General features: G+C 73.4%; 12 protein-coding genes, 1 rRNA gene and 13 pseudogenes. 1 reads left to right on the forward strand and 25 read right to left on the reverse strand.

All coding sequences use genetic code 11. The features are described from left to right. Positions 1–7 precede the first annotated feature (7 nt). From UG55_RS24560 to gatC, 11 genes and pseudogenes are all read right to left on the reverse strand, one after another. Positions 8–1795, reverse strand: a complete 1788-nt coding sequence (locus UG55_RS24560; RefSeq protein ID WP_066073720.1) for a penicillin-binding transpeptidase domain-containing protein — start codon at positions 1793–1795, stop codon at positions 8–10. 235 nt (positions 1796–2030) lie between these two features. Then, positions 2031–2421 (reverse strand): annotated as a pseudogene (locus UG55_RS42965) (metallophosphoesterase); the annotation flags it as partial. Position 2422: 1 nt separating this feature from the next. After that, positions 2423–2945: pseudogene (locus UG55_RS42970) on the reverse strand (metallophosphoesterase); the annotation flags it as partial. Positions 2946–3091: 146 nt separating this feature from the next. Next, a pseudogene (locus UG55_RS42975) lies at positions 3092–3363 on the reverse strand (Asp-tRNA(Asn)/Glu-tRNA(Gln) amidotransferase GatCAB subunit B); the annotation flags it as partial. Between the two features lies 1 nt (position 3364). Next, positions 3365–4061: pseudogene (locus tag UG55_RS42980) on the reverse strand (Asp-tRNA(Asn)/Glu-tRNA(Gln) amidotransferase GatCAB subunit B); the annotation flags it as partial. A 1-nt stretch (position 4062) separates the two neighbouring features. After that, positions 4063–4214: pseudogene (locus tag UG55_RS42985) on the reverse strand (hypothetical protein); the annotation flags it as partial. Position 4215: 1 nt separating this feature from the next. Continuing rightward, positions 4216–4609: pseudogene (locus UG55_RS42990) on the reverse strand (Asp-tRNA(Asn)/Glu-tRNA(Gln) amidotransferase GatCAB subunit B); the annotation flags it as partial. Further along, positions 4606–4920: a hypothetical protein gene (locus UG55_RS24575; RefSeq protein WP_066073730.1), complete on the reverse strand. Its 315-nt coding sequence runs from the start codon at positions 4918–4920 to the stop codon at positions 4606–4608. The pseudogene UG55_RS42990 and the gene UG55_RS24575, both read right to left, overlap by 4 nt. A 37-nt stretch (positions 4921–4957) precedes the next feature. Continuing rightward, on the reverse strand, positions 4958–6168 hold a 1211-nt coding region (gene gatA / locus UG55_RS24580), incomplete at its 5' end, for an Asp-tRNA(Asn)/Glu-tRNA(Gln) amidotransferase subunit GatA (protein ID WP_242425052.1). A 42-nt stretch (positions 6169–6210) separates the two neighbouring features. After that, a pseudogene (locus tag UG55_RS43000) lies at positions 6211–6496 on the reverse strand (amidase family protein); the annotation flags it as partial. Between the two features lie 17 nt (positions 6497–6513). Beyond that, positions 6514–6810 (reverse strand): Asp-tRNA(Asn)/Glu-tRNA(Gln) amidotransferase subunit GatC, encoded by a 297-nt coding sequence (gatC, locus tag UG55_RS46055; RefSeq protein ID WP_066073762.1) that lies wholly within the window; start codon positions 6808–6810, stop codon positions 6514–6516. A gap of 296 nt (positions 6811–7106) precedes the next feature. Between gatC and UG55_RS24590 the strand changes: the two genes are divergently transcribed. Then, on the forward strand, positions 7107–7811 hold the full coding sequence (locus UG55_RS24590) for an ACT domain-containing protein (RefSeq protein WP_396231011.1): 705 nt from the start codon (positions 7107–7109) through the stop codon (positions 7809–7811). Between the two features lie 38 nt (positions 7812–7849). On the opposite strand, the gene UG55_RS24595 is transcribed toward UG55_RS24590, so the two are convergent. The 14 genes and pseudogenes from UG55_RS24595 to rrf all read right to left on the reverse strand — a co-directional run. After that, positions 7850–9988, reverse strand: coding sequence for a bifunctional diguanylate cyclase/phosphodiesterase (locus tag UG55_RS24595; protein ID WP_242425054.1), 2139 nt, complete (start codon positions 9986–9988; stop codon positions 7850–7852). A gap of 140 nt (positions 9989–10128) precedes the next feature. Further along, positions 10129–10970 (reverse strand): helix-hairpin-helix domain-containing protein (locus UG55_RS43010; protein ID WP_242425055.1); only part of this gene is annotated, 842 nt, incomplete at its 5' end. A 1-nt stretch (position 10971) separates the two neighbouring features. Then, positions 10972–11146 (reverse strand): annotated as a pseudogene (locus tag UG55_RS43015) (hypothetical protein); the annotation flags it as partial. A 1-nt stretch (position 11147) separates the two neighbouring features. Further along, positions 11148–11960: pseudogene (gene ligA, locus UG55_RS43020) on the reverse strand (NAD-dependent DNA ligase LigA); the annotation flags it as partial. Position 11961: 1 nt separating this feature from the next. Next, positions 11962–12207: pseudogene (locus tag UG55_RS43025) on the reverse strand (NAD-dependent DNA ligase LigA); the annotation flags it as partial. Between the two features lie 34 nt (positions 12208–12241). Beyond that, a complete protein-coding gene (locus UG55_RS24605) occupies positions 12242–13345 on the reverse strand; it encodes a methionine synthase (RefSeq protein WP_066073743.1) in 1104 nt (367 codons plus the stop codon). Positions 13346–13542: 197 nt separating this feature from the next. Then, the gene (gene mnmA / locus UG55_RS24610) at positions 13543–14601 is read right to left on the reverse strand and encodes a tRNA 2-thiouridine(34) synthase MnmA (protein WP_066073746.1); all 1059 of its coding nucleotides are present in this window, start codon (positions 14599–14601) and stop codon (positions 13543–13545) included. A 112-nt stretch (positions 14602–14713) separates the two neighbouring features. Next, positions 14714–15904: a cysteine desulfurase family protein gene (locus tag UG55_RS24615; protein ID WP_066073751.1), complete on the reverse strand. Its 1191-nt coding sequence runs from the start codon at positions 15902–15904 to the stop codon at positions 14714–14716. A gap of 88 nt (positions 15905–15992) precedes the next feature. After that, positions 15993–16239 (reverse strand): MarR family winged helix-turn-helix transcriptional regulator (locus tag UG55_RS43030; RefSeq protein WP_242425056.1); only part of this gene is annotated, 247 nt, incomplete at its 5' end. Between the two features lies 1 nt (position 16240). After that, positions 16241–16499: pseudogene (locus UG55_RS46060) on the reverse strand (MarR family transcriptional regulator); the annotation flags it as partial. A 154-nt stretch (positions 16500–16653) separates the two neighbouring features. Next, on the reverse strand, positions 16654–17171 hold a 518-nt coding region (locus tag UG55_RS43040), incomplete at its 5' end, for a methylmalonyl-CoA mutase family protein (protein WP_242425057.1). A 1-nt stretch (position 17172) separates the two neighbouring features. Then, positions 17173–17607 (reverse strand): annotated as a pseudogene (locus tag UG55_RS43045) (methylmalonyl-CoA mutase family protein); the annotation flags it as partial. A 1-nt stretch (position 17608) separates the two neighbouring features. Continuing rightward, positions 17609–19980: pseudogene (locus UG55_RS24625) on the reverse strand (methylmalonyl-CoA mutase family protein); the annotation flags it as partial. 255 nt (positions 19981–20235) lie between these two features. Further along, positions 20236–20309, reverse strand: a 5S ribosomal RNA gene (gene rrf, locus UG55_RS24630); the annotation flags it as partial.

Genomic DNA, 20309 nt, shown 5'->3' on the forward strand with positions numbered 1-20309 from the left:
GCCGAGGTCAGCCGGCCGGCGGCGGGGCCGCGATCTGACCGCCGTCGAGGGCGGTGAAGAAGGCGGACACCACGGGCGCGGCCGACTCGGCGCCGAAGCCACCGTCCTCGATGACCGCCGCCACGGCGACATCACCGCGGTAGCCCACGAACCAGCCGTGGGTGGGCGGCGGGTTCCCGTCCGCGTACTCGGCGGTCCCGGTCTTGCCGTGCACCTCGCCCGGCATCGGGACACCGGCCGCCGTCCCCTCGGTGACGACCGCCCGCATGAAGTCGCGCAGCGGCCCCAGGACCTGCTCGGGGATCGGGTTGGCGCGGGGGGACTCCCCGACGACGAACGGCTGGTGCCAGGTGCCGCTGGCCACGGCGGCGGCGACACTCGCCATCTGCAGCGGCGACGCCGCGACCCGCCCCTGCCCGATGGACGCGGACGCGGACTCGACGCCGTCCCGCGGGGTCGGGAACGAGCCGCCGACGCTGGCGATGGGCAGCGGCTCCGCGCCGTCGAAGCCGAACAGTCTCGCGGCCTGCTCCAGCGCGCCGTCGGGCAGGGACTGCTCCAGCCTGATGAAGGCGGTGTTACAGCTCTTGGCGAAGGCCGTGCGGAACGAGATCGGCCCGAACTGCTCGGCCTCGGCGTTCTGGAACTCCCGCCCGCCGACGTTCACGGTCTGCGTGCAGTCGATCGTCGTGTCGGCCGTCCTGCCGTCGAGCAGCGCGGCGGCCGCTGTAATGATCTTGAAGGTGGAGCCGGGCGGGTAGGACCCGCGCACCGCCCGCCCATAGCCGTTGAGCGGGTGGTTCGCCGCCGCGAGCACACCGCCGGTGCGCGTGTCGATGGCGACGAGCGCACCGGTGGGCCGCGACGCGGTCGCCAACGCGCCCTCGGCGGCGCGCTGGACGTCCAGATTGATCGTGGTTCGGATCGCCTCGCCGTCACTGCTCGGGTAGGCCTTGAGGGTCTCGACGGTCTCGTTGCCCTCGGTGCGCACCACCACCGAGCCGCCCTGGGGCCGCAGTCGCGCGTCGTAGACCCGCTGCAGGCCGGACGCCGGCTCGACCCGGCCGATCAGGTTCCCGGCAAGCTCGGGGTTGGTCTCCATCGGGCGCCCGTCCACGTCCAGCAGGGCACCTCGTCTGCCGGTGGAGTCGGTGCGGTCCAGCCGCAGCCCCGGCTTGAGCGAAGGGTGCACGGCGGACGGCTGGGCCCGTACCTTCCAGTTCCCGTCGGCCCGGACCAGATCCAGCGAACCGGAGTAGGCCAGCGGCTCGGCGAAGCCGGCGAGGGTGAGGCTCGCGCTGTAGGGAACGGTCGCGCTGTCGCCGGTGCGCTTCGGCTTGCCGGCCACGAGTTCCAGCCCGGTGACCGACAGGCGGTCATGGATGTCGGTCATCAGCCCGACGAGCTTCGCCACGGGGACGTCGCCGTCCACACTGAGCGCGCTGACCGCGGCACCGGCGCGCTCGCGGGTCTGGCCCGCGGCGTCGGCACCGGCGGGCGCGGCGCTGGATCCGGCCGGCGAACCCGCGGCCGGCGAACCACCGGTGCCGCCGTCGGTGGCCTCCGCCGCGGACGGCGCGATCGTCAGCGCCTTCCAGGCCTGCAGGTAGGCGGCGGCCACCGAGGCGACCTGCCGGTCGGCCGTGCGGGCGTCCGACCGCGTCTTCAGCCAGTACGCCAGCCCGCCGCCCACGGCCAGCAGGACCAGTACCAGGGTGGCGGCCAGGAGACCCCGCCGGCCGCGCCCCCGACGGCGTGACCTGTACGGGCTGTAGCCCGTGGGCGTGAGGGGCATGACGGCTCGCCTCCCCCCTGCTCACGGAACGTCCTGTCGGGCCCGCAGGGCCCGCCCACACACTACGAAGGGCTCCCCGGGTCCGCATCCGACGCGCCGCGCTCGTCGGCAAGCCGACACGCGGAAGCCCCCGATGGTGGCAACAAGGCAGACCACACGCGCCGCCGGCGCTTCCGAACCAGAGCGGGCGGCGGCACGTGCGCGGGCCGCGCCGCCCCACCGGCGCGCGGGCCGGTCAGGCCGTGCGACCGCCTTCGAGCTGCGCGGACTCGTCGCGCGGCGCACCCCAGGGCGGGACCGGCTCGCCCGTCGGCGCGGGCAGGATCTGGCGCAGCACCGGGCGGCGGGTCCGCCAGGCCCGCCACTCGCGCGGGTAACCCACCGACACCTCCTCGAACCGGACGCCGTCGTGCCAGGTCGTGCGGGGGATGTGCAGGTGACCGTAGACGGCGGCGGCGACGTTGTAGCGGGTGTGCCAGTCCGCGGTGAGCTCGGTGCCGCACCACTGGGCGAACACCGGATAGCGCAGGATCCTGGTCGGCTCCCGCACCAGCGGAAAATGGTTCACCAGCACCAGCGGGACGTCCCGCGGGCAGGAGTCCAGCCGCTCCCGGGTGAGCGCGACCNGCGCTCGGCACCAGTCGTCCCGGGTGGGGTACGGGTCGGAGTGCAGCACCGACTCGTCCGAGCAGACCACCCCGGCGGCGTAGGCGGCGGCGAGCGCCTCCTCCTTGGTCGAGGTGCCGTCCGGGCGGAACGTGTAGTCGTAGAGCAGGAACATCGGCACGATCCGCACGGGGCCGCCCGGCCCGGTCCAGACCGGATAGGGATCCTCCGGGGTGAGCACGCCGAGCCCGGCGCACAGCTCGACCAGGCGGCGGTAGCGGGCCTCACCCCGCAGGGTGACGGTGTCCCGGCTCAGGGTCCACAGCTCGTGGTTGCCGGGCACCCACACGACCTGGGCGAACCTGCCGGCCAGCAGGCGCAGCGCCCATTCGATGTCGTCGAACAACTCACCCACGTCGCCGACGACGAGCAGCCAGTCATCCTCGTGGGTGGGCCGCATCCGCTCGACGGCCGCCCGGTTCTCCGGGTGGCGGACATGGATGTCGCTGGTGGCGAGCAGGCGCCCCCGTGTGGTCCCAGGCATCGTGACGATCGTCGCACATCGCGCCGCGCCAGGTGCCGGGCCGCCGAGGGCATGTGACGCCCGTCCCGTCCTGGACGGACGACGCGCCGCCCGCGCCGGTCACCCGGGCGCCCCGACAGGCCGGGGCGCCCGGTGACCGGCGGAGCTCAGGAAGCGCCGAGCCGCTCGAGCAGGAGGCGGCGGACAGCCGCGGCGTCGGCCTGGCCGCGCATCGACTTCATCACCGTGCCGACCAGCGGCCCCACCGCGTTCAGCTTGCCGCCCCGGACCTTCTCCGCGATGTCCGGCGCACCCGCGATGGCCGCGTCGACGGCGGCACGCAGCGCCGAGTCGTCGGAGACCACCGCGAGGCCACGGGCGGCGACGACCTCGTCGGGCGAGCCGTCCCCGGCGAGCACACCGTCGACCACCTTGCGCCNCAGCGCGTCGGTGAGCTTCCCCTCGGCGACGAGCTCGCAGATACGCGCCACCTGGGACGGGGTGATCGCCAGGTCGCGCGGCTCGATACCGGCGTCGGCGGCCCGGCGCGCAAGCTCGTTGAGCCACCACTTGCGGGCCCCGGCGGGTGTCGCACCCGCGCCCACCGTCGCCTCGACCAGGTCGAGGACACCGGCGTTGCGCATCTCCTGCAGTTCCCGGGCGGTGTAGCCGTGCTCGGCGATGAGTCGCGCCCGCGCCTGCGCCGGCAGCTCCGGCAGGACCGCCCGCAGTGCCTCGACGTACTCGTTGCTGAGCGCGAGCGGAGTCAGGTCCGGCTCGGGGAAGTACCGGTAGTCGGTCGCCTCCTCCTTCGAGCGGCCCGAGGAGGTGCGCCCGGACGCCTCGTCGAAGTGCCGGGTCTCCTGGACCACGCGCTCGCCGGCGTCCAGCAGTGCCGCCTGCCGCACGATCTCGAAACGCACGGCCCGCTCGACGGAGCGCAGCGAGTTCAGGTTCTTCGTCTCCGAACGGGTGCCGAACGGCGCGTCGGGCTCCCCCGCGGCCGGCCGCGGGCGCAGCGAGACGTTCGCGTCGCAGCGCAGCGAGCCCTGGTCCATCCGGACGTCGGAGACGGCCAGTGCCCGGCACAGCTCCCGCAGCTCGTCGACGTATGCGCGGGCGACCTCCGGCGAGCGGNTGTCCGGCTCGGTGACGATCTCGACCAGCGGGATGCCGGCGCGGTTGTAGTCGACCAGCGAGTGGGTCGCCCCGTGGATCCGCCCGGTCGCCCCGCCGACGTGCAGCGACTTGCCGGTGTCCTCCTCCAGGTGGACCCGGGTGATGCCGACCNGGTGGATCTCCCCCTCGACCTCGACATCCAGCCAGCCGTTCGAGCACAACGGCTCGTCGTACTGGCTGATCTGGAAGTTCTTCGGCATGTCCGGGTAGAAGTAGTTCTTCCGGGCGAACCGGCACCACGAGGCGATCGTGCAGTTCAGCGCCAGCCCGATGAGCGTCGCGAACCGCACCGCCGCCTCGTTCACGACCGGCAGCGCCCCGGGCAGGCCCAGGCAGACCGGGCAGACCTGGGTGTTCGGCTCCGCGCCGAAGGCCGTCGCGCACCCGCAGAACATCTTGGACGCGGTGCCGAGCTCGACGTGGGTCTCCAGCCCGATCACCGCCTCGTAGCGGGCGAGTGCGTCCTCGTAGGACGGGGTGGCGATGACGGGAGCCGATGTGCTCACCGGGATGACTCCTCCTCGATGCCGTCGTCGACGGCGTCCTCGATGGCGCCGGCCTTCCCGGCGCCCCCCGGCCCACGCTGACCGTCCGGGGTGTCGCCGGCGGCCGGCCGGCCGCCGGCCGCCGTCGCGGACCGCCGGGTGTCACGGAGGTGGACGTAGCTCAGCAGGACCGCCGCGGGCAGGCCGATGACCCCCCAGACCAGCAGGATCGGGCTCAGCGTCAGGGCTCCGAGGACAAGCACGACGACCGTGAGCCCCCAGACGATCAGCAACAGTGCGCGGTCCTGGCGACCGCTGCGCAGCTCGACCATGTTCTTCGTCAGTCCTCCTCCCGGCGCCGACCCGGTGCTAGAGCGTGGGCGCCTCGTCGAGCAGCGGGTGGCCGCCGCGCCGGGCGTCCAGTGCGGCCTCCAGTGCCCCGCCGACCAGGTAGAGCCGGTCGTCGGCGAACGCGGGCGCCATGATCTGGATGCCCACGGGCAGCCCGCCGGCCAGACCCGCCGGCAGGCTCATCGCCGGCCCCCCGGCCAGGTTCGACGGGATGGTGCACAGGTCCGACAGGTACATCGCCACCGGGTCGTCGACCTTGTCGCCGAGCGGGAAGGCGGGTGTCGGCGTGGTCGGCGAGACGAGGACGTCGGCCTGCTCGTAGGCGGCGGCGAAGTCCCGGCTGATCAGCGTCCGGACCTTCTGCGCCTGCCCGTAGTAGGCGTCGTAGTAGCCGGAGGACAGCGCGTAGGTGCCGAGCATGATCCGCCGCTTGACCTCGGCACCGAAGCCGACGTCCCGGGTGTGGCTCATGACCTCCTCGGCACCGGCCCGCCCGTCGTCGCCGGCCCGCAGCCCGAAGCGCATCGCGTCGAACCGGGCCAGGTTGGACGAGCACTCGCTCGGCGCGATCAGGTAGTACGCCGCCAGCGCGTAGGTGAAGTGCGGGCAGCTCACCTCCACGACCTCCGCGCCGAGCGCGGCCAGCTCCGCGACGGCCGCGTCGAACGCCGCCTGCACCCCGGGGTCGTAGCCCTCGCCGGACAGCTCGCGCACCACGCCCACCCGCAGGCCGCGGATGTCGCGGCGGGCGGCGGCCTCGACCACCGGCGGCACCGGCAGGTCGACGCTGGTGCTGTCCAGCGGGTCGTGCCCGGCGATGGCCGCGTGCAGCAGCGCGGCGTCGGCGACGGTGCGGGTGATCGGCCCGGCCTGGTCCAGAGAGCTGGAGAAGGCGACCAGGCCGTAGCGGCTGACTCCGCCGTAGGTCGGCTTGACCCCGACCAGGCCGCAGACCGCCGCGGGCTGGCGGATCGACCCACCGGTGTCGGTGCCGATGGACAGCGGCGCCTCGTGCGCGGCCACCGCGGCCGCGCTGCCGCCGCTGCTCCCACCGGGGATCCGGGTGAGGTCCCACGGGTTGCGGGTGGGGCCGTAGGCAGAGTTCTCGGTGGACGAGCCCATCGCGAACTCGTCCATGTTGACCTTGCCGAGGATGACGACGTCGGCCGCGCGCAACCGGGAGACCACGGTCGCGTCGTAGGGCGGCCGCCAGCCCTCCAGGATCCGGCNGCCGCAGGTGGTCGGCATGCCGCGGGCGGTGAACACGTCCNTGAGCGCCAGCGGGACGCCGGCCAGCGGTCCCAGCTTCTCCCCCGCGGCCCGGCGGGCGTCCACCCCGCGGGCCGCCGCGAGCGCGCCCTCCGCGTCGACGTGCAGGAACGCGTGCACGGCCTCGTCGACCTTGGCGATGCGGTCCAGCGCGGCGAGGGTGGCCTCCTCGGCGGAAAGCTCGCCGGCGGCGATCGCGGCGGCCGTCGCGGCGGCCGTCAGCCGGACGACGTCATCCGGCCCGGCCGGGCCGGCGGGCGTCGTCGAGGTGTCTGAGAGGTCGGTCATGTGCGGCCTGGTGCCCTTCACTCTTCCGGATCGAGAATGCGCGGCACCCGGAACCGGCCGTCCTCGGCGGCGGGAGCACCGGCGAGGACGTCGGCGACCGGCAGCGACGGGCGGGTCACGTCCGCGCGGAAGACATTGGTGAGCGGTACGGCGTGCGAGGTCGGCGGGATGTCCGCCGCCGCCACCTCGGAGACCCGGGCCACCGCGCCGATGATCGCCTCCAGCTGGGGCGCGAGCGCGTCGAGTTCGGCGGAGGACAGGGACATCCGCGACAGGCGGGCGAGGTTCGCGACCTCGTCCCGGGTGATCGCCATTCCGGTGGACCCCTCGTCGGCGGTGGGCACAGGCCCGATATCGGCTAGGTCATGTCGCCCGCCGCGCGGGTTGCGGCGTACCGGGAAGCGCGGCGTCGGCGTGCCCTCATCGTACGGGTCCGAGCCGGCTGTCCGGCGCGCCGCGTCCGCGGCCGGGCGCGGGGCGTGCCGGCGCGGGGCCGCCGGGACCACGCCGCCCCGACCGCGGACGTCCGAGATGGCGCTGACCTGCGCGGACATCTGCCCGACACATGATCGCCATGACAGGGTCACACCCCTTGCGCATGCTCGGGCGCATGTCCTACCTGCTCCGGCTCGTGCTTCCCGATCATCCCGGCGCGCTGGGCGCCGTGGCGACGGCTCTCGGCGCGGCGGGAATCGACATCGTCAGCCTCTCGGTGGTGGAGCACACTCCCGACGGCGCCGTGGACGACATGATCGTGCTGCTGCCCCCGGGCGGCCTCGCCGACCGGGTGTTCACCGCGGCGCAGTCGGTGCCGGGTGTCACCGTCGAGGCGCTGCGGCCGTTCCTCGCCGACGGCACCGGGATAGGCGACGACCTGGAGCTCGTGGAGGCCCTGGCGGAGCGCCCCGCGGAGGCCGGGGCGGTGCTGACCGACCTGGTCCCGGGGGTCTTCCACGCCGACTGGGCGCTGCTGCTGGAACATCTCGCGCCGGGCGACGTCCGCGTGCGCGAGGCCTCGGTTGGCGCCCCGAACCTCGGCGGGGACGACCTGGGCGTACCGGAGCGGGTCCGCTTCCCGCTGCCCTGGCTGCCCCTGGCGAGGGCCCGGTCGCTGGCGCCGAGCGACGGCGAGTTCCCGGCCCGCTGGGAGGCGGTCAACATGGAGCTGGCGGCGGCGCCGGTGGGCCACGACCGGCTGGCGCTGCTCGTCGGCCGGCCGGGTGGCCCGGCCTTCCGCTCCTCCGAGATCGCCCGGCTGGCTCATCTCGCCGGCATCGCCGCCACTCTCGCCCGCACCAGCGACCCCGCGCGCTAGCCGCCACTGGTCAGACGCCGCCGGCCAGACGCCGCTGGTCAGACGCCGCTGGTCGGCCGGGCCGTGATCACCGGCACCGGCACCGCGGCCGGCGCGAGCCAGGGAGTGAGCAGGCCGGCGGGCATCGCGGGCGCCACATGCCAGCCCTGCGCCGCGTCCGCGCCGAAGCCGGCCAGTCGGCGCCACTCGGCCGACGTCTCCACGCCCTCGGCGACGACCCGCAGCCCGAGGTCGGAGGCGAGGCGAACCATCGCCCGGACGAAGGCCGCCTCCCGGGCGACGGTCCCGGTCCGACCGATCACCGTCCGATCGAGCTTGATCTCGCTGATCGGCAGGCTCCGCAACGCGTCCAGCGACACCAGACCGGTTCCGAAGTCGTCCAGGCTGACGGTGACGCCCAGCTCCGCCAGATCACGCAGCGCGCCGGCCGGGCCCTCCCCGTCGGGGGTCAGGGCCCGTTCGGTCACCTCGAACGTGAGCGTCGCCGCCGGCAGGTCGTTCGCGGCCAGTGCGCTCGCGACGGACCCGACGAACCGGGGGTCCCGCAGGTCACGCGGAGACACGTTCAGCGCGACCCGGACCGGGATGCCGGCCGCGTGCCAGCGGGCGGTCTGGGCCAGAGCCGCGTCGATCGCCCACGACGTGATCGGACGGATCAGCCCCGCGGACTCGGCAAGCGGCACGAACACCCCGGGCAGCAGCAGCCCCCGGCTCGGGTGCCGCCAGCGCAGCAACGCCTCGGCCCGGCACACCCGCCCGTCGGCGATCTCGGCCTGGGGCTGATAGTGCAGTTCGAGCTGGCCGTGGTCGAGGGCGTAGCCGAGCTCCGCGGTCGTGCGGGCGCGCAGCCGGGCCCGGCTGGCGTCCCGCGGACCGTAGGTCTGGATCCCGAGCCGGTGCTCCTTCGCGGCGTACATCGCGATGTCGGCGCACCGCGACAGCGAGGGCAGGTCGCTGCCGTGATCGGGATAGAGGGCCACACCGACGCTCACATCGACGTCGCACGACTGACCGTCGATCTCGTAGGGGGCGCGGACCACGCCGCGCACCCGCCCGGCCACCTCCCCGGCGACGGTCCGGCCCTCCGCGCCGGGCGGAAGGGCGGGCAGCAGCACCGCGAACTCGTCGCCGCCGAGCCGGGCGACGACGTCCCCCGGACGCAGCGCCGCGGTGAGCCGGGTCGCCGCGACGACCAGCAGCCGATCTCCGACCTCGTGCCCCAGGCGGTCGTTCACCTCCTTGAAGCGGTCGAGGTCGAGCAGCAGCAGCCCGACCCGCGTGCCGGTCCGCTCGGCGGCGGCGAACCCGGCCGCGGCCCGCTCGGCGAGCGCGGCTCGGTTCGGCAGGCCGGTGAGCCCGTCGTGCCGGGCCTCGAACTCCTTCTGCCGGATCCCCTCCCCGACTCTCGCCACGACCCGCAGCGCCGGCAGCAGCAGCAGCGCCAGCCAGGGGCCGCGCCCCGCCGCGATCACGATCAGCGGCGCCAGGGACAGCAGCGCCGCGCCCGCCGCCACCCGTCGGTGCAGGTCGGCGACCAACAGGCGGCGCGCGGCCCCCGCGCTCCCGGCGACCCGGCTGCCGGAAGCCGCCCCCAGCCCAGCCCCGGACCGGGAGCGGGAGCGGGTGGCTCCGGCCGGCGGGTCCAGCAGATCATCGACCACCAGCAGCACCAGCGCGGCCAGCGCGACGGCGGGCAGTTGCGCGGTCCCGAGATCCTGGTGCAGACCGAATCCCGCGACGACCACTCCGGCCGCGGCTAGGCCCAGCGCGCGGCACCCCACCCGCACCAGGACCCGCCGGAGGGGGACCCGTCGGGGCAGTTCCGGCAGCACCCCGGCGGCCAGGTGCACCGCCAGCGCCGCCGGCGCGCCCCAGCCGAGGAGGATGGCGAACAGGAAGGTCGCCGTCAGGTCCATCCCGCCGGTGCCCGCCCGGTCATCCGAGGCCCCCGGCACTCCGCCCGACGAGGACGGCGCCGGCGGCCACCGGCTCTGTGGGCCAACGACGAGCGCGAGCCCCGCCAACAGCAGGAACGCGAGTCCCAGCTCGCTGAAGCAACCGCGCCAGACCCCCACCGCGATGACCACGGCAGCCGTGAGGCACCCCAGCACCCCGCACCCGAACGCCCACGCCGCCCCCGGCCCGGACCGCCCGCTGGCCAGCCAACGGCCCCGCATCAAGAGTGTCCAGGTTTGTCCTGAATCCAGGCATCCGCGCGTTGTTGGCGGGCGTTGCGAGGACATGTTCCGCAGTCGGGAACATGCCAGGAGATGTGAGTGCTCACCGTGATGAACCTTTCGCTGCCAGAATCCGAAGGCTACCCTTCACCCCCTTCGAGCACCGCAAGCACCCTGGCCGCATCCGCTCCGTCATCAAGCAGCGCCTTGAATCCGGTTTCATCCAGCAGCGGGATCCCCAGACTCCGCGCCTTCTCGTACTTCGAGGCACCTGGATCGGCTCCGGCGACCACGAAGGTGGTCTTCTTGCTCACCGAGCCGGTTACCTTCCCACCACGGGCCTGCACCGCCTCGGTGGCGGTGTCCCGACTCCACTCCCGCAGGGTTCCGGTGATGACCACCACGACTCCGTCGAGCGGGCCCGGGCCCTCTCCCGCGCCCTCGTCCGCGAGGCGGACCCCACCTGCGGCGAGGCGAGCCACGAGATCGCGGTGGCGGGCATCGGCGAACCAGTCGACCACCGCCTCGGCGATCTTCGCGCCGACCCCGTCGACCGCGGCGAGCCGCTCGGCCGGCGCCGCGGCGATCGCGTCGAGGGAACGCAGCTCCCGGGCCAACGCGCGCGCGGCCGTCGGCCCCACATGCCGGATCGACAAGCCGACCAGCAGCCGCCACAGCGGGCGGTCCCGCGCGGCCTCGACACCGCGCAGAATCTGCTCGATCTTCTTCTCGCCGAAGCCACGCAGCCCCTGGAAGGACTCCGGAGTGAGATGGAAGACATCGCCGATGTCCCGGATACGGCCCTCGGCGAGGAGCACCGTCGCGGTCTCGTAGCCCAGCCCGTCGATGTCCAGCGCGCCCCGCGACGCCAGGTGGAACACCGACTCCCGCAGCTGCGCGGGGCAGGAGACCGTGTTGGGGCAGCGGATGTCCACCTCCCCCTCGGGGCGACCCAGCTCCGTACCGCACTCCGGGCAGTGCGNGGGCATGACGAACGCCCGCTCGGAGCCGTCCCGCAGCTCCACGACGGGGCTGACGATCTCCGGGATGACGTCCCCGGCCTTGCGGACCACGACGACGTCACCGATGAGCACACCCTTGCGACCCACCTCGTCGATGTTGTGCAGGGTGGCCATCGCGACCGTCGAGCCCGCCACCNGGACCGGCTCCAGCACTCCGAACGGCGTCACCCGGCCCGTGCGGCCGACGTTCACCTGGATGTCGCGCAGCCGGGTGTTCACCTCCTCGGGCGGGTACTTGAACGCGACCGCCCAGCGGGGCGCCTTCGAGGTGGACCCGAGGCGGCGCTGCTGACCGAAGTCGTCGACCTTGATGACCACCCCGTCGATCTCGTGCTCGACGTCATGCCGGCGCTCGCCCCACTCGTTGACGAAGGCCAGCACCTCGTCGACCTCGGCGAACACCGCGCTGCGCGACGAGACCGGCAGCCCCAGCTCGGCCAGCCGGGCGTAGGCCGCCGACTGCGACGCCGCCTCGAAGCCCCGGTGCGCGCCCAGCCCGTGGACGAGCATGTCGAGCGGACGGCTGGCGGTGACCCGCGGGTCCTTCTGCCGCAGTGACCCGGCGGCGGCGTTGCGCGGGTTGGCGAACGGCGCCTTCCCCGACGCGACCAGCGAGGCGTTGAGCTCGGCGAACCGCTCGCTCGGGAAGAACACCTCGCCGCGCACCTCGAGCAGTTCCGGCACGCCGGGGCCGCGGAGCCGGTTCGGGACGCTGCGCAGCGTGCGCACGTTCGGCGTGATGTCCTCACCCGTCCGGCCGTCGCCGCGGGTGGCCGCCCGGACGAGGACGCCGTCCTCGTAGACGAGGTCGACGGCGAGCCCGTCGATCTTCAGCTCGCACAGCCAGGCGGCCACCGGCTGCTCACGTGCGGCGCGCGCCGCCCAGGCGTGGAACTCGTCGGCGTCGAAGACGTTGTCCAGCGACAGCATCCGCTCCAGGTGCTCGACCGNGGTGAACAGCGTCGAGTAGGAGCCGGCGACCTTCTGTGTCGGCGAGTCGGGAGTCCGCAGCTCCGGATACCGCTCCTCGATCTCCGCCAGCTCACGCATGAGCCGGTCGTACTCGGCGTCGGAGACGGTAGGCGCGTCCAGGACGTAGTAACGCTGGGCGTGCTCGTCCAGCTCACGGGCCAGATCGGCCGCACGCGCACGGACCTGGGCGCTCGGGCCCGCGTCCGTCACCTCCTCGGTGCTCACCGGACTCGATCTCCTCCCACGGCGATGACGATGCTCACTCCGGAGACTCCACCAGAACGCGCGCCGCCTGCCGGCAGTGCCGCAGCACCGCCCGCGCGTCGTCCAAACGGGCATTGGCCAGGCCACACGTCGGTGTCACAGCCACCACCTCTCCGAGCCGCTCCGGGGGAAAGCCCAGCCGACGCCACAGGTCGACCGCCACCGCGACCGTACGGCGGGGGTCCGACAGATCGGCCCCCGAGGTCGGCACCAGACCGAGCATCAGGCCGACCCCCGCCTCGACCGCCTCGCCCACGGCGTCGTCCTGGGACCGGGTCAGCAGCGTCGCGTCCAGCCCGACGAAACGCGCGCCGGCCGTCCTGAGCAGGTCGATCGGCACCCCCGGCGCGCAGCAGTGCACACCGGCCGCGATCACCGCGCCCACGGCCTCCGCCGCGCCGAGGACGGCAGCCAGCCGGGCGGCCGCCGGCCCCTCCTCCAACGCGGGCAGCACCGAGAAGCCGCTGGGCGTGCGGAGGTGCCCGGCGAGCGCCGCGGGCAGCGACGGCTCGTCGAGCTGGACCACCAGCCGGGCGCCCGGGACGCGCCGGGAGAGGTCGGTCAGGTGGGCCGCGAGCCCCTCCGCCAGCGCCTCGCCCAGGTCACGTGCCGCGCCCTGGTCGGACAGCACCCTGTGCCCGCGGGGCAGCTCCACCGTGGCGGCGAGCGTCCAGGGCCCGGCAATCGCGATCTTGAGCGGGCCGGAGTAACCGGCCGCCGCCTCGGTGAACGCGTCCAGGTCGCGTGCCATCAGGTCCCGGGCCCGGCGGAGGTCCATTCCTGGTCGGGGAACCAGCCGCCACCCCGACGGCTGGAGATCGACCGGCAGATCAGGCAGTACCGTGCAGGCCCGGCCGATCAGGTCGGCCCCCGCTCCGCGCCCCGGCAGCTCCGGCAGGAACGGCAGGTCCGGCACCTCGCCGAGCACGTAACGGGCTGCCTCGTCCGGATCGAGGCCGGGCAGCGAACCGACCCCGGTCGCGCACCCGGGAGGCCACGGGAGGGCCGGTTGCGCCCCCGGCTCGTCGCCGGCCCGGGACGGGACAGCGCCTTCCGCCGGGACAGGCGCACGCTCCGCCGCGGACCACAACTTCGACACATCGTCTCCTTCTGTTTCCGACAGACCTTGTTCCCGACCGCCGTTCCCGACCGCGCCGCCACGCCACGCCGCCACGCCACGCCGCCACGCCACGCCGCCACGCCACGCCGCCACGCCGCGCATGGCAGGCCGCGCGTGCCAGGCCGCCCAGTGGGACGGGAAGAACACGCTGTCAGGAGACCCCGCGCCCGAGAAGATCAGGCGGCGAGGGAACGGATACGCCCGCCGCCGAGAACTCGGTCGCCGTCGTAGAACACCACGGCCTGACCGGCCGCGGTGCCGCGCACCGGCTCCGCCAGCCGCGCCTCGAGCTCGTCGCCGCGGGCCGTCACCACCGCCGGGACGATCCCACCGTGCGCCCGCACCTGGGCGCTGCACGACACCGGGCCCTCGAACGGCCAGACGATCCGCTCGGCGACGAGGCTGCGCATGTCCAGCGCCCGCGCCGGCCCGACGGTCACCGTCGAGGTCACCGGGGACACCTCGAGCACATAGCGTGGCTGGCCGTCCGGCGCCGGACGGCCCAGCCGCAGGCCCCGCCGCTGCCCCACGGTGAAGGCATAGGCGCCGTCGTGCTCCCCGAGTGTCTCCCCCGTCTCGGCGTCGACGATCGGGCCGGGGCGCGGCCCCAGGCGATCCCGCAGCCAGGCGCCGGTGTCCCCGGACGCGACGAAGCAGATGTCGTGGCTGTCCGGCTTGTCGGCAACCCCCAGGCCGCGCCGCGCCGCCTCCGCGCGGACCTCGTCCTTCGTCGAGTCGCCCAGCGGGAAGCGGGCCGCCGCGAGCTGCTCGGGACGCAACGTGCCGAGCACGTACGACTGGTCCTTGGCCGGGTCCACGGACCGGCGCAGGGTCCCGTCCTGGTCCAGCCGCGCGTGATGGCCGGTGACCACCGCGTCGAAGCCGAGCGCGAGCGCCCTGTCCAGGACGGCGGCGAACTTGATGCGCTCGTTGCACCGCACGCACGGGTTGGGTGTCCGCCCGGCGGAGTAGTCGGCGACGAACTCGTCGATGACCTCGGTCTCGAAACGCTCCGCGAGATCCCAGACGTAGAACGGGATGCCGAGCACGTCGGCGGCACGGCGCGCGTCGCGGGCGTCCTCCAGGGTGCAACACCCGCGGGAGCCGACCCGGTCGGAGGCCGGTGACCGGGACAGCGCGAGATGAACTCCGGTCACGTCGTAACCGGCATCCACCGCCCGAGCGGCGGCGACCGCCGAGTCGACGCCACCCGACATGGCCGCGAGCACCTTCATCCCGCTCACGATCCCTTCCTTCGCTCTCCGGCCGCCCGCGAGTTCAGGCCGGGGATTCAGCCGTGCCGAACTTTCGGAACGGCACCGTATTCAGCCCCCGGCGCTGGCGGACTCAGCCCCGGGCGCTCAGGCCGGCGAGTTCACCGGCCCTGCTCGCTCGCTCCACCACCGGCCCGATCACCGCGACCAGCGCGTCGACATCCGCCGCCACCGAGCCGTGCCCGAGTGAGAACCGCAGCGAACCGCGGGCGTGGGCCTCGTCCGCTCCCATTGCCAACAGCACATGAGAAGGCCGGGCGATTCCCGCCGAGCAGGCGGATCCCGTCGAGCATTCCACTCCATGCGCGTCGAGCAACATGAGCAGCGAATCACCCTCGCAGCCCGGAAAGGTCAGATGGGCGTTGCCGGGCAGCCGGCCGGGGCCGGCGGGCGCGCCGTTGACGGTCGCGCCCGGGACCTCGGCGAGCACCCTGCGCACCAGGTCGTCGCGCAGGGCCGCCAGTCTGACCTGCTCGGCGGGCAGCTCGGCGACGGCCGCCCGCGCCGCCGCCGCGAACGCCGCGACTCCGGGTGTGTTGAGCGTGCCGGAGCGGACATCGCGCTCCTGCCCGCCACCGTGGGTGAGCGGCTCAAGCTCCAGGCCGCGCCGCAGCACCAGGGCTCCGACGCCGACCGGGCCGCCGATCTTGTGCGCGCTGACGGTGAGGGCATCGGCCTCACTGGCCGCGAAGGACATCTCCACCTGCCCGAACGCCTGCACGGCATCGGTGTGGAGGGGAATGCCGTGGGCATGGGCGATCCTGGCCAGCTCCGCCACGGGCTGAATCGTGCCCACCTCGCTGTTTGCCCACATCACCGACACCAGGGCGACCGAGGCCGGATCGGCCTCCACCGCCGTGCGCAGCGCCTCCGGCAGCACCAGCCCGGTGCCGTCGACCGGCAGTGTCTCCAGCACCGCCCCCTGCCGCCGGGCCAGCCACGACGCCGTGTCCAGCACCGCCGGGTGCTCGACGGCGCTGACCAGCACCCGCCGCCGCCGCGGATCGGCGGTGTGCCGGGACCAGAACAGGCCCTTCAACGCGAGGTTGTCACTCTCGGTGCCGCCTCCGGTGAAGATGACATCGGACGGCCGGGCGCCCAGCACCTCCGCCAGCGACTCCCGCGACTCCTCGACCGTCCTGCGCGCACGCCGGCCACCGGCGTGCAGCGAGGAGGCGTTCCCGGCACCGGCCAGGGCGGAGGTGAACGCCTCGACGGCCTCGGGGCGCATAGGCGTGGTGGCCGCATGGTCGAGGTAGGTCACGTCTGTAGAGGGTAGCCGCCGCCCCGGCGCGCCACCGTGCCTCGACGGGCCTCCCCCCACGACAGGCCACTCCCGCCGGACACCCGCGTCAGAAGTCGCCGGCCCCGCTCCGCAGGTCGGTGAGCAGGTCCACGAGCTGGCGGATGCCGCTGTCGGGCAGGCCGGGGTCCGCGAACACACTGTCGTTGAGCCGTTCGGTGGCCGCGAGCGCGGTGGCCCGCCCCTCCTCGGTGATCTCGGCCAGGACCGCCCGGCGGTCGGTCGGATGCGGCTGGCGGCGCACCTGCCCGCGGGCCTCAAGCCGGTCGACGGCGCTGGTGACGCTGGTCGGATGANCCTGCAGCAGGCTGCCGATCCGGCTCAGCGGCAGGGACCCCTTACGGCTGAACAGCAACAGCATGAGGAGCTCGTAGCGGGCAAAGGTGAGGTCGAGCGGGCGCAGGACCTCGTCGACCCGGGCGAGCAGGATCTGCTGCGCGCGCATCAGCGAGGTCACCGCCGCCATGCCGTCCGCCACCGCGCCCCAGCCGTGCGCGGTCCACTGCCGGTGCGCCTCCGCGATCGGGTCGGTCGGAAGCGGTTTCGGCGGCGACACGAGCGCGGTACTCCAAAGGGGTCGGCTGGCCAACACGGCGCCATCCACTATGCCATTCCGACACCCCGTCCGCCGGTCCCGGGCAACCGGGCCACTACCNCGACCACCACCTCCATGTCGGTCCGGCCGCAGGTCCGTCCGGCGCCGCGGACGGTCAGATGTTGCGCCGATACTGCCCGCCGACGTCGAAGAAGGCCGCGCTGATCTGACCGAGCGAGCACACGCGCACCGCTTCCATCAACGCCGCGAATGTGTTGCCGCCCGAGGCGGCGACGTTCCGCAGGCGGTCGAGTGCCGCGGGCGCACTGCCCGCATTGCGTGCGGTGAAGTCCGCGAGCCGCCGCAGCTGCGACTGCTTCTCCTCCTCGGTGGCCCGGGCGAGCTCAAGCGGGACCGCCCCGTTCTCGTCGGCCTCCGACCCGAGGAACGTGTTGACACCGACGATCGGCAGCGAACCGTCATGCTTGCGCCGTTCGTAGAGCATCGACTCGTCCTGGATGCGCCCGCGCTGGTAGCCGGTCTCCATCGCGCCGAGAACGCCACCGCGCTCCGAGATCCGCTCGAACTCGGCGAGGACGGCCTCCTCGACCAGGTCGGTGAGCTCCTCGATCGCGAAAGAGCCCTGCAGCGGGTTCTCGTTCCCGGTGAGCCCCCATTCCCGATCAATGATCANCTGGATGGCCAGCGCCCGCCGGACCGACTGCTCGGTCGGAGTGGTCACGGCCTCGTCATAGGCATTGGTGTGCAGACTGTTGCAGTTGTCGTAAATCGCGCACAGCGCCTGCAGGGTCGTCCTGATGTCGTTGAAGTTCATCTCCCGGGCGTGCAGCGAGCGACCCGAGGTCTGCACGTGGTACTTGAGCATCTGAGATCGTTCCGACGCCCCGTAACGCTCGCGCATCGCCACGGCCCAGATCCGCCGGGCAACCCGGCCGATCACGCTGTACTCGGCGTCCATGCCGTTGGAGAAGAAGAAGGACAGGTTCGGCGCGAAGTCATCGATGTTCATTCCGCGCGCCAGGTACGCCTCGACGTAGGTGAAGCCGTTCGCGAGCGTGAAGGCCAGCTGGCTGATCGGGTTCGCGCCGGCCTCCGCGATGTGGTATCCNGAGATCGACACCGAATAGAAGTTGCGCACCCGGTTGTCGATGAACCATTCCTGCATGTCCGCCATGCAGCGGAGCGCGAACTCGGTCGAGAAGATGCAGGTGTTCTGGCCCTGGTCCTCCTTCAGGATGTCCGCCTGCACGGTGCCCCGCACGTTCGCCAGCGCCCAGGCCGCCGCCTCGGCCGCCTCGGCCGCCGACGGCTCCCGGCCGTGCTCCGCGCGGAACACGTCCAGCCGCTGATCCACCGCCGTGCACAGGAACATCGCCAGAATCGTCGGCGCCGGGCCGTTGATCGTCATCGAGACGCTCGTCGTCGGCGCGCACAGATCGAAGCCGGCGAACAGCTCCTTCATGTCCTCCAGCGTCGCGACGGAAACCCCGGAGGTCCCGATCTTTCCGTACACGTCGGGACGGGCGTCCGGATCCCGGCCGTACAGGGTCACCGAGTCGAACGCGGTGCTGAGCCGGGTGGCGGGCGAATCGGCGGAGAGCAGGTGGAACCGCCGGTTGGTCCGGAACGGATCGCCTTCGCCGGCGAACATCCGCGCGGGCGCCTCCCCGACCCGCTTGAACGGGAAGACGCCGGCGGTGAACGGGAACATCCCCGGCAGGTTCTCCCGCCGGCGGAACCGCACGAGCGTCGCGTCGTCGTCGATCTCCGGTACGGCCACCCGGGAGACCGGCGTACCCGAAAGCGTGGGGCGGCGAAGTGGGGTGCGGATCTGCGTACCCCGCACCGTGTAGACCATCTCCTCCCCGGCCCGCTCGGCGACCAGCGCGGGCCAGGAGTCGAGCAGCGCGCGCGTCTCGCTGTCCAGCGCGGCGGTCGCGGCGTCGCGCAGGGCCGTGAGCTCGGACGCGACCTCACCGGCCGCGGCAGCCTCACCGCCGGCCGATTTCCGGTGCGCGGCGAGTTCGTCGAGCGCGGTCGTCAGATGCTGCCGCCGGCGCGCGATGGCCGCCTGCTCCTCGGTGTGGGCGTGGTAGCCCCGGACGACCTCGGCGACCTCCGCGAGGTAACGGGCCCGGGCCGGCGGCACGACCGTGCTGAGGCCGGAGGAGACCCGAACGTCGACCTGGTCCAGCGCGCCCGTCGCGGGCTTCAGGCCGCGCTCGGCCAGCAGATCGCGCAGGAACTGGTAAAGCGCGGTCACCCCGTCATCGTTGAAGCGCGCCGCGGACGTGCCGAACACCGGCATGTCCTCCCAGGTCGCGCCGAATTCCTCGCGGTTGCGCAGCAGCTGGCGGGCCACGTCACGCCGAGCGTCCTCGGCGCCTCTGCGTTCGAACTTGTTCACCGCGACCGCATCGGCGAAATCGAGCATGTCGATCTTCTCGAGCTGGGACGCGGCGCCGTACTCGGGCGTCATCACATACAAGGAGACATCGCAGAACGGCACGATCGCGGCGTCGCCCTGCCCGATTCCCGGCGTCTCCACGATCACCAGGTCATAGCCCGCCGCCCGGCAGGCGGCGATGACGTCGTCGAGGTGCTCCGGCAGCTCACGCCCGGCCTTCCGCGTCGCCAGCGAGCGGAAGAAGGTCGGCGAGGGCACCTCGGCGCCGCCCGGCTCGGACGGCGCCGCGAGCGCGTTCATCCTGATCCTGTCGCCGAGCAGCGCACCGCCGCCGCGCCGCCGGGTCGGGTCGACCGCCAGGACGGCGATCCGCAGCGCGTCGCCCTGGTCCAGCCGGAAGCGCCGCAGCAACTCGTCCGTCAGCGAGGACTTTCCCGACCCCCCGGTTCCCGTGATCCCCAGTACGGGCGCCGCAGCCTCACGGGGCACCGCGTCCCGCACCACGGCGGCGAACCCGTCGTCCCGGCCGGCTTCCAGGACCGTGATCGCCCGGGCGAGCGCCGAGTCGCCGCCGGCGCGCAGGTCGGCCACCGCCGGCGGATCGACGGCCAGGTCGACGTCGGACTCCCTGATGATGCTGTTGACCATGGGCCCCAGCCCCAGTCGCCGACCGTCCTCGGGGGAGAAGATCCGGGCGACTCCGCGGCTGGTCAGCAGTTCGATCTCGGCCGGGACGATCACACCGCCACCGCCGCCATAGACGCGGACGTGCCCGGCACCCCGGGCTCGCAGGCGCTCCACCAGGTAGGTGAAGTACTCGACGTGACCGCCCTGGTAGGACGAGACCGCCACCGCCTGCGCGTCCTCCTGGATCGCCGCGCTCACGATCTCGTCGACCCCGCGGTCGTGACCCAGGTGGATCACCTCCGCGCCCTGCGACTGCAGCATCCTGCGCATGATGTTGATCGCCGCGTCATGCCCGTCGAACAGGGCCGCAGCCGTCACCACCCGTACCGGCCAGACCGGGACGTGCAGGGTGGCGGGCTTCTCCCCGGCCACGGTCACTGCGCTCATGTGGCACGCTCCCTCGACGACGCCCGGGGCCGACAGCCCTCTTCGGTACTCCGATAGTAGGACGTCCATTCATTNGCGGCCAGCGGGGCCGACGGCAGGAGCGCACCATCACACGGCTGGTGATCGTGCTGAGGGGTTCAGGGGAGGATGCGGGTGGAGCGCGCGGGCCCGGCCCGGCCACGCTCAGAACATCCCGCAAAAACAGGTAGGGGCTGTCTCCGGCACCAGCCAGAAACAGCCCCCAACCATAAAGAAGTCCGGCGGCGTCCTACTCTCCCACGCGGTCCCCCGCGCAGTACCATCGGCGCTGAAGGGCTTAGCTACCGGGT

This window comes from Frankia sp. EI5c, from assembly GCF_001636565.1.
Lineage (GTDB): Bacteria > Actinomycetota > Actinomycetes > Frankiales > Frankiaceae > Parafrankia.